This is a genomic window from Clostridium uliginosum (genome assembly GCF_900112485.1).
GTDB classification, from domain to species: Bacteria; Bacillota; Clostridia; order Clostridiales; family Clostridiaceae; genus Clostridium; species Clostridium uliginosum.
In genome coordinates this window covers 36,979-43,012 of the sequence record NZ_FOMG01000033.1, presented here as the reverse complement: position 1 = coordinate 43,012, position 6,034 = coordinate 36,979, and the positions used below count along the sequence as shown (strand labels likewise).

The window sequence follows — 6,034 nt, the reverse complement described above, 5'->3', positions numbered from 1 at the left end:
CCTTATGTGATGTATTTGTTGTTTTTAGCGAAATCATTATATCACAAAGGAATGGCTTATTTATTTTTTACAATTTTTGTTTACTCAACAACCTAATTTAAGTATAAACTTTAAATTCTTTTCTACTTAATATTATATTCAATACTGTCTTTCTGAAGTATATTATTTAAAATATATATGTTCTAAAAAAGTTTATTCATTTAAATTTACTGTGTATTTTTAGTAATGTAAATAAGCTAACTTTAAAAATAATGAATTTTATTAATTAGAAATTATATATGTTCTAAATAAATTATGGACATTAAATAAGTATAATAGAAACTATGTAGTGCAACTTTTCTATTCATATAAAGTAATTATTTATTATATCTTAATTTTTATGACTACTTTATCCATTGTTAGCATCAATTTAGAATACTCTATTTATTAGGTACAAGCAACAAAATAACAAATCAAAGATTCAAAGTATGTTAATGTCCTCCTTATTTTCCTCCATTTATATAATATAAATTTACTTTTTTTGCACAAGCTATAGTTATTGAATTAAGAAACTTTAAAAGAAAATAATTAGCCAAAGATTCTATTTAGAATACTGAAGTTATTAATTTCTTTTAAACTAGGCATTGTAGAATAAATAACTAGTCAAAGATTCTTAGAATTTTTGAACTACAAGAGGAAGCGAAGGCAATTAATACTGTTGTTATTAGCTGACTTTACTAACTCAATATAGTACAAAAAACATAAGAATACTGATTAGTCGTTTATTTAAAGATGGCTTAGGCACAATCAAAAAAATAACAAGTCCATTTGCCAGCCTATTTCCCCATCATGCTGGGTCGGCAAATTGACCTAATAGACTCGCTATGAGGGCAATTCGTTTCCTTGCCTGATGAAAAATATTCATGGCAACTTTGGACTTGTTATTTATTTTTATGTGCCTTACTTAAATTCTTAATGGAGGTGATATATTATGAGTAATAATTATAGTAATACTACTTTAGTTCCTGAAGCTAAAAATGGTTTATCAAAATTCAAAACTGAAGTTGCTAGCGAAATGGGCGTTCCATTTAAAGATTATAATGGAGACCTAAGTTCAAAACAATGTGGAAGCGTTGGCGGAGAAATGGTTAAAAGAATGGTAAAACAATACGAAAACAATATCTAATATTCAACCATGATTAATATTTTATAGAGGATAGTTTTAACTATCCTCTATATTTTTTTAACTAATTAGTTCTCTTTTAATATAGTATTAATATTTTCACATCTTTCCTAAATTCATTAGCTCACTGAACAATATCTACTAAGTATCAGCACGATTTTAAAACATAGATAATCAATTTATCTGATTTTCTAAATATTAAATAAATTCTGAAAATAGTATTGTGTTTTATTTAACAATGTAGTATATTATAACTATAGAGTTAAAGAAAAAAATTTACTTTACTTCTATAACATTTTGTATTTAATTGTATTTTTCATGCAAATTATATAATTAGTTTAGTAATATAGTTTATTAAATAAAACTTAGATGTAAACACTGTTAAATGCCCAAATAAGTTATTTTTATTCAGAGATAAATATTATATTTATCATAAGTAAAACACAGATGAATCTAAGAATTGCTTTATAGTAAATAAACTTATATTTCTTATAACTATAATTGTTAATAAAATAACACTTTATTTAAGTAGGAGGATATTTTTATGAATTATTCAGAAGAATTAAAAAACAAATCTATTACTGTGGATGAAGCTTTATCGCTTGTTAAATCCAATGATGAAATCGTTACCTCACTAGGTCCTTGTGAAGCAGTATCATTTTGTTCAAGACTTCATGAAGTAAAGGACAGAGTGGAAAATGTATCCGTTGTTAGTATGCTTAGTGCATTGGATTATAAATATCACACTGATCCAAGTATGAAAGGACATTTTATAAATGAAAGTACTTTCTTTGCTGGTCCAGCTAGAAAGGCTCATTCAACAGGTTTAGTTTCATACATTCCAACTCACCTTAGATATGCAGGTATTAATAGACTTAGTTACAAAAAGCCTAATATATTTGTTGGTGCTGCAACACCTATGGACAAGCATGGTTTCTTTTCATTATCACTTTCACTAGTTTATGAAAGAGATTCTTTAGAGAATGCTGATATTGTAATTTTAGAAATAAATGAAAATCTACCTAGAGTTTTAGGAGACACATGTGTTCATATAAGCGAAGTTGATTATGTATATACAAGCAATGAAAAAGTACCTGAGTTATCTCCTAAGGAACCTTCTGAAAAGGATTTAATAATAGGTAAATATATAGCTGACTTAGTAGAAGATGGTTCTACTGTACAACTTGGAATAGGTGGAATACCTAATGCAGTTGCTAAATCACTTTTAACTAAAAAAGATTTAGGAATTCATACAGAAATGATTACCGAAGGTGTAGTTGATTTATTCGAAGCCGGTGTAGTAAATAATAGAAAAAAATCATTACACAGAAATAAGATAATTGGTGCTTTTGCATTTGGTTCTAAAAGATTATATGATTTCTTAGATGATAATTCATGTGTAGAGATGAAAAGATGCTCTTATGTAAATAACCCTTATGTTCTAGCACAAAATCATAAGATGGTTTCTATTAACACATCTCTTTGTGTAGATTTAACTGGACAATGTGCATCAGAAAGTTTAGGATTTCAACAATATAGTGGAACTGGCGGACAAACTGATACCGGAATTGGTGCTCAAATGAGTGAAGGTGGAAAATCTATAATTGCATTATATTCTACAGCAAAAAAAGATACTATTTCAAGTATTACTGCAAATCATTATATGGGAGCTGCAATTTCATATTCTAGAAATGACGTACAATACATTGTTACTGAATATGGCGTGGCTAATCTTCGCGGAAAAAGTATTAAAGAAAGAGTTGATAGTTTAATAGCTATAGCTCATCCTGATTTCAGACAAGAACTTAAAAAGGAAGCTGTAAAAAATAGAATTTGGTAGAAGGAGTGATAAATATGAATGATAAAACTATGTTCAAAGAAATCTCTGGTAAGTTAGATTTAATTAATAACAAGGTGAATAACATTCAATATCAAATCTTCCAATCAAGCCAACATGAAAACAGTGGTAGTTATATGGATTTTTTATATGATAATTATACAGAAACACTTATAGAAAACGTATGTCAAATAATGGGAGATTAGTTTAAGGCACCTGAAAGAAAATGAGATATGATTATTGAAGTTGCTATATTAATTTTTAGTAATGCATCTTCTGTAATCATATCTCTATTTTTAGTGTTAGGCATTGTAAAAGAACTAACTAGTCAAAAATTAAAATTAATACTTTTTAGTTATCTATAATTTTGTATAATAATTTGAATATTACTGTTTCCATTATACTCATTTATGCTTGGATAGAAGATTAAATCTAGATTTACACTATTGTATGTACCATCGTATAACTTTTGTAATTCTTCATTTCCATATTTATTTAGTATTGTTTCTTCAAAATCATTAATATTTCCAAAATAGACTCCATCAATACTTTTTCCAAGTATTGTTTTTAATTTAATTTTTAATACATTTTTATTTTTTCCAAGCACCATTGCTTTTATAGCATTAACATTTTTCGCTCCAAATAAAGGCTTAGAATTTCCTTTCCCAAATGGTTCTAACATATTCAAGTCACTTATCATATGATAATTTATTTGGTCTAAATTTAAAGCTGTATCTATTGTAACTTTAGGAATTAAGTCATCTTCAGTAAGTAATGTATTTTGATTAAGACTTCTTCTTAATAATTCTATATTTTCCTCTTGTAAAGATAAGCCTGCTGCCATAGGATGTCCTCCAAATTTATCTAATAAATCTTTACACCTTAATAACTCTTCAAACATGTTATACTCTTCTATGGATCTACCTGAACCTTTTACTCCATCTTCTGCCTTTGTAAGTATTATAGTAGGAACATTATATTTTTCTCTTATTCTTCCCGCTATTATTCCTGCTAAACTTTCATGAACTTCAGGAATATAAATTAAAAATACCTTATCTTTTTTAATTTCACTATTCTCCACAAGTTCTATCGCCTTCTCTACCCCTTCATTTGTCATATCTTTTCTCTCATCATTCAATTCAACTAATTCTTTAGCTAACATATTAGCTTCATTTTCACTTTGAGATAATAATAATTCAAGTCCTCTTTTGGCTGAATCTAATCTACCTGATGCATTTATACATGGTCCTATAACAAAACCTAAGTGGTAAGTCCCTATCTCCTTATCTTCTATCTTAGTTTCTTTCATTAACGCCTTTAGTCCTAAATTAGAAGTAGTATTTATCATCATAAGACCATTTTTAACAAATATTCTGTTTTCATCAATTAAATCTACTACGTCACACACAGTCGCTATTGCAACAAATTCTACTAATTTGTAAGTTTCATCTTTATCAATTTTCACTTTTTCAAATAAAACTTCTATAAGTTTAAATGCAACTGCTGCCCCGCATATTTTTTTAAACTTATATTTACACTCTATTTGTTTTGGATTAACTATAGCATCTGCTTCTGATGCTATAAAAGTCCTTTTAGAATTTTCATCTTCTATAAATGGAATATCATGATGATCTGTAACTATTACAGTCATGCCTAATTCTTTAGCATATTTTATAGGATCTATTGCAGAAATGCCATTATCACAAGTTAATAGTGTATCTACATCATCTTCCTGTGCTTTATAAATTATACTCTCATTTATTCCATATCCATCTTTTATTCTATCTGGAATTTCATAATCTACATTTGCTCCACACTTCTTTAATGCTGTATACAAAATATATACACTAATTACTCCATCAACATCATAATCTCCAACAATTCTTATTTTTTTATTGCATTCTATTTTATCTTTTAGTATAGTTACAGCCTTATCTATATCTTTCATTTCTCTTGCGTCATAAAAATTTTTAAAATCAGGATTTATATAATTTTTTATCATTTCATCATCATTAATATCTCTATTTATTATTAATCTACTCATTAATTCACTTATACCATATTTAATAGATATCTTTTTATAATCTACTTTTTTATTTTTAACAAACCACTTTTCTCTCATCATAACCCCCATCTATTTTTATTCTAAGCTATGTTTTAAAATAGTGTTGATATTTTAAAACATAGCTTTATTCTAAAAAATTGTTATATCTATAATTAATTTTTTAATAATATAATCCACAATTTCTCCCTAACTTTCTTAATAAAAGCAAGTAAAATTGTGGATTATATAGTTCAATTGTTATTTCTCTTAAAATATTATTTAATTATTATAAATAATATTAGGCACATGAAAGAAAATAACAGACCAAAGATGCGTCGTATATTTACTGACGCAGTATAATGCGAAATAGACAAACATATAGGTCTATTATTTTTTTGAATGTGCCTTATTTATATAACATAGATTTAGCTAAATCATCAACCTTGTCATAGCCTAATTTTTCTATTAATGTATAAGCAAATGCCATTGTAGTTGCTGGTCCTCTGCTAGTTATTATATTGCCATCTACTACAACATTATCCTCTTTATATATACATCCTTCTAGTTCTTCCTCAAATCCTGGATAAGATGTTACTTTCCTGCCAGTTGTTAATTCTGCTTTACCTAAAACTATAGGTGCTGCACAAATAGCTCCTATTAGCTTACCTAATTTATGATGCTTATTAATAAACTCTATTACTCGATTATCATCTCTTAGATTTATTGCACCTGGCATACCACCTGGAAGTGCTACTAAATCATATTCCATGCTCTTATCAAAAATTTTATCGGATTTTATAATTACTCCATGAGAAGACTTTACTTCTTTTTCCTTCATAGATACTAAATCACAAACCATTCCTGTTCTTCTTATGATATCACATATTGTTAAAGCCTCTACTTCTTCAAATCCTTCTGCTAATAGAACACATACTTTTTTCATTTAAAATCCCTCCATACTTCTAATTGATAATGTACTATAAGTAAGATA

The 6,034-nt window shown here is 27.2% G+C and carries 5 protein-coding genes; 3 read left to right on the top strand and 2 right to left on the bottom strand.

The features are described 5' to 3' along the window. Window positions 1-970: 970 nt before the first annotated feature. The 3 genes from BM027_RS15920 (at window position 971) to BM027_RS15910 (ending at window position 3,205) form a co-directional block, all read left to right on the top strand. Window positions 971-1,165, top strand: a complete 195-nt coding sequence (locus tag BM027_RS15920; RefSeq protein ID WP_090094030.1) for an alpha/beta-type small acid-soluble spore protein — start codon at window positions 971-973, stop codon at window positions 1,163-1,165. 541 nt (window positions 1,166-1,706) lie between these two features. Next, complete coding sequence (locus tag BM027_RS15915) at window positions 1,707-3,002, top strand: acetyl-CoA hydrolase/transferase family protein (protein ID WP_090094027.1); 1,296 nt, start codon at window positions 1,707-1,709, stop codon at window positions 3,000-3,002. A gap of 14 nt (window positions 3,003-3,016) precedes the next feature. Then, window positions 3,017-3,205, top strand: a complete 189-nt coding sequence (locus BM027_RS15910; protein WP_090094026.1) for a hypothetical protein — start codon at window positions 3,017-3,019, stop codon at window positions 3,203-3,205. Window positions 3,206-3,354: 149 nt separating this feature from the next. On the opposite strand, the gene recJ is transcribed toward BM027_RS15910, so the two are convergent. Continuing rightward, entirely contained in the window at window positions 3,355-5,121 is a 1,767-nt protein-coding gene (recJ, locus tag BM027_RS15905; protein ID WP_090094024.1) for a single-stranded-DNA-specific exonuclease RecJ, read from the bottom strand. Between the two features lie 328 nt (window positions 5,122-5,449). Beyond that, window positions 5,450-5,986 (bottom strand): DJ-1 family glyoxalase III, encoded by a 537-nt coding sequence (locus BM027_RS15900; protein WP_090094013.1) that lies wholly within the window; start codon window positions 5,984-5,986, stop codon window positions 5,450-5,452. Window positions 5,987-6,034: the final 48 nt, after the last annotated feature.